This window comes from Caballeronia humi, assembly GCF_001544475.1.
Lineage (GTDB): Bacteria > Pseudomonadota > Gammaproteobacteria > Burkholderiales > Burkholderiaceae > Caballeronia > Caballeronia humi.
This window is the reverse complement of the sequence record NZ_FCNW02000139.1, coordinates 1-3,131: the sequence shown is the minus strand read 5'-3', so window position 1 is coordinate 3,131 and position 3,131 is coordinate 1. Positions and strand designations below refer to the sequence as shown.

Here is a 3,131-nt window from a genome sequence, read left to right as displayed (position 1 = left end):
AGACCGCTAGACGCAGCCATGCTTGCCCTTCGCTTGCAAGTGATTCCCTGTTCGGTGTGCTAAAACTATCGCTTACGATCAATCTTCGAGCCGCAACGCGCCGGTATTGTCGTCCCATCGTCATAGTCGATGAAAACGGAGCACGATATGAGAAAGACGATCCTTTGCGCAATAGTGCTGCTCGGACTTGCAGCATGCTCATCGGACGCGCGCTGGAATGAATTTCGGCAGTCCGAACCGCAGCTCAAGGAGGCGCGAGAGTTCGCCTTGGTCGAGTGTTCCGGCCGCGAGGAATGCTCGCAGCGTTGGGAGCGCGCGATGGAGTATGTCGCGCGCTATTCTGCAACACGCATACGTCATGCGGATTCTGCTGGAATTGAAACAGGACGTCCGCTCGAGGCCGGTGTGGTCTATCTATCGGCGACGCGCACGCCGGCGGACAAAATCGGGGAACGCGCACGCATAAGCCTGAAAGGAATGTGCAAAGGCATGTACGGCATGGACGGCGGCCCTGGCTGGCTCTACGCCAGTTGCGCGAGCCAGATTCGCAGCATCGAGATGAACTTTCGGGAGAGCTGCAGCATCTGGTCGGAAATCGTCGGCTGACGGCGTTCAATACCGCCTTCTCGAGCCCCGAACGGAAGACTTACGCCATTCCAAGTGGCCTCATTACGCCGATTGTCCCCCACTCGATTACGCCGATCCGTGACAACCCGTGCGGGCAGTGAGAGAAGGCGCTACTGTGCTCATACTCGGGACGGGCCGCTCCGGTGCTCAGTCAGCAGCGACCATTATGTCTAGATGTATTCCAATCGCGTTGTTCAGTCAACATCTGAGGCCAGCGCCTCCGCACGGCGAATATACCTCTAATGTTCTAACGCTTCCCTAAGGCTTCCCTAAGGGAAAGCGTTGATGATGTCACTTAATAGCCTCATGGCCGCCAACGCCCCCACATACACTGCAGCATCTTCGGAGATTTGCATGCCCTCGAACCGCCCAGTACACTTGCCGCCTCTGGCCCGAGCACGATACGATTCGATAACCAGGGTACTGCACTGGTTAACACTTTGGTTGCTCATTGCGCAGTTTGGGTTAGGGTGGTTCATGCCAGAGGTTGATGGCGTCAAAGAGGCGTCGGGCCTTATTGCATGGCATGTCGGTGTGGGGACAACACTTCTTGTCGTGATTGCAGCGCGACTTCTCTGGGCACTAGTTCGTCGAGCGCCCGCACCTGTCGAACAATCGTCAGCGCTTCGTGCAGTGGCGAAGGCGGTACATATGGCCATGTATGCACTATTGCTTTTCGTGCCCTTCCTCGGCTGGTTGAATGCAAGCGCGAGAAACTGGATGGTCAAACTCGGCGGCGTACTTCCACTGCCTCAAATCGCCACGCCCGGCTCTCTTTCAGCATCAATCGGTGAGTTTCACAGCGCGAGCTCGACGATACTACTGATGCTAATTGGACTGCATGTGCTAGCGGTTGTGATACATCAGGTTGCAATCAAAGACCAACTGCTCCGGCGCATGCTTTAAAGACATAATGGACGTCAGGTCTGTCCCAGCAGCGAGGCTTACGCCGCTACCCTGACACGTTCGGCCGCTGTGATGCTGCAAGCAGCAGTTCGGCTCGCACGTCGCTTACGATTAGCACTTAACTGGACGACGCCTCGATGAGATATGCCGCTGCGCTGGTTGCTCTCTTTGCTTGGCTAGTAGCTGCGATGCCGGCGCCTCTGAGCACGTCACCGAATTCCCGGGCGACTGCATTCGTCATTGCTGTCGCCACTAGGGACCTGCGCAGTGCACGGCAAGGTGGCCAACACGTGCTTGCTTATGAGCGAGACGAAACAGAAGCGACGCTGTCTTCCTCCATCACAGAATGGTTGACGCAAGGCGATAGGAGAAGCCTACGGCTTGCACTCGCCGACCAGGAAACCATCTTTGCATTCCATTGGGCGGCGGCGCAGATGCCCGCCCAATCTCAGTGCTTCGTCGACATCGACAGCGAAGGATGTCAGCAAGATCTGGCTTACTGGTTGGCGCGGGTACGAAATGGTGACCCACGGTTTATCTCAGCCTATCGGCAGTCGCAGTTCCGGTTGGGATTGCCTCCGCTCATCGTGAAGGACGAAGGCCGGTGAATTTACACGTCGATACCTCGTGCAACGGCCCGTGTACTGCAATCCGGCAGTAGCCTGACGAGCAGTAGCGGCCTATGCGTAATCTTTAACGCCCCGCGCCCCGCTGCCGATCAGCCAAGAGCGCGGCGCCACGCTGGCCATGCGTGTCCATGATGAGCAAATCGGCGCGCCATGCGGCCGCCTCGAGCACAATTGTGCGCCCACAACGTCCCGACACTCGCAGGCGCTCACCACTTCGATGGTCGTCTCGCCGGGGACGTGCGCAAATACGCGTCGCGCAGTGGAAGTCGCCGCTTTAGCCTCGTCGGCGAACGCCTGCTCGAGCAGCGAAAACGGTAGGGGATTGCTCAAACGCATAGCTTTGCCGATGACGAGGCGTTCTTCAGGTTGCAGCTGCTGGTACGAAGTAGTTTTGTCGGGCATTGCAACACCTTATACGAGACAAGTGTTGCACCTCGCTTTCGAGGCCGTCCAGCTATTATTGATTAACGCGCTTCGCGAACGTCGAGATGGCATCGGCCATCGCTTTCGGCTGTTCGCGTGCCATCGCGTGACCCGCATTCGCTAGGACGACGACCGTCACACGGTCGCCCAGCATGTTCCTGAGCACTTGCGAGAACCGACGAGGCGCGACCGCATCTTTTTCACCCTGCAAGTCGAGAATCGGCGCCGTGCCTGCAGTGAAATAGTCATCAACTGGAGTCGTGTTGCGCGCATGTCCTTCTGCCTCGTGCGTTTCGGGGTGCCATCCGCCCAGCCACACGCTCGGGTCGTTCCCGGGTGCAAAGAACGCCTGTTTCAAATATTCAAGCCGTTGTGCGTCCGAGAGCTTGAGATCGCCTGCGCCGTCAATGGCTTTTCGCATTTCGGCGTTAAGGCAATGCTGAAAAAGGTCAACGCATCAGGGTGGCAGGCCGTTTATATTGAATGAGACAAAAGACCCTAGCGATGGCAGCAGATCAAGGCGCCGGCTTCGAGCAGTATCGTCGG

The 3,131-nt window shown here is 57.5% G+C and carries 5 protein-coding genes; 3 read left to right on the top strand and 2 right to left on the bottom strand.

Going from position 1 to position 3,131, the window contains the following annotated elements:
• Positions 1-147 precede the first annotated feature (147 nt).
• The 3 genes from AWB65_RS34455 (at position 148) to AWB65_RS34445 (ending at position 2,141) form a co-directional block, all read left to right on the top strand.
• A complete protein-coding gene (locus AWB65_RS34455) occupies positions 148-606 on the top strand; it encodes a hypothetical protein (protein ID WP_087660735.1) in 459 nt (152 codons plus the stop codon).
• Between the two features lie 375 nt (positions 607-981).
• The gene (locus AWB65_RS34450; protein ID WP_087660736.1) at positions 982-1,533 is read left to right on the top strand and encodes a cytochrome b; all 552 of its coding nucleotides are present in this window, start codon (positions 982-984) and stop codon (positions 1,531-1,533) included.
• Between the two features lie 290 nt (positions 1,534-1,823).
• Positions 1,824-2,141: a hypothetical protein gene (locus AWB65_RS34445; RefSeq protein ID WP_125474301.1), complete on the top strand. Its 318-nt coding sequence runs from the start codon at positions 1,824-1,826 to the stop codon at positions 2,139-2,141.
• 72 nt (positions 2,142-2,213) lie between these two features.
• Here the strand turns inward: AWB65_RS34445 and AWB65_RS36540 are convergent, their stop codons facing one another.
• The gene (locus tag AWB65_RS36540) at positions 2,214-2,564 is read right to left on the bottom strand and encodes a hypothetical protein (RefSeq protein ID WP_087671212.1); all 351 of its coding nucleotides are present in this window, start codon (positions 2,562-2,564) and stop codon (positions 2,214-2,216) included.
• 55 nt (positions 2,565-2,619) lie between these two features.
• Entirely contained in the window at positions 2,620-3,006 is a 387-nt protein-coding gene (locus AWB65_RS34435) for an alpha/beta fold hydrolase (RefSeq protein WP_235008097.1), read from the bottom strand.
• Between the last annotated feature and the right edge of the window lie 125 nt (positions 3,007-3,131).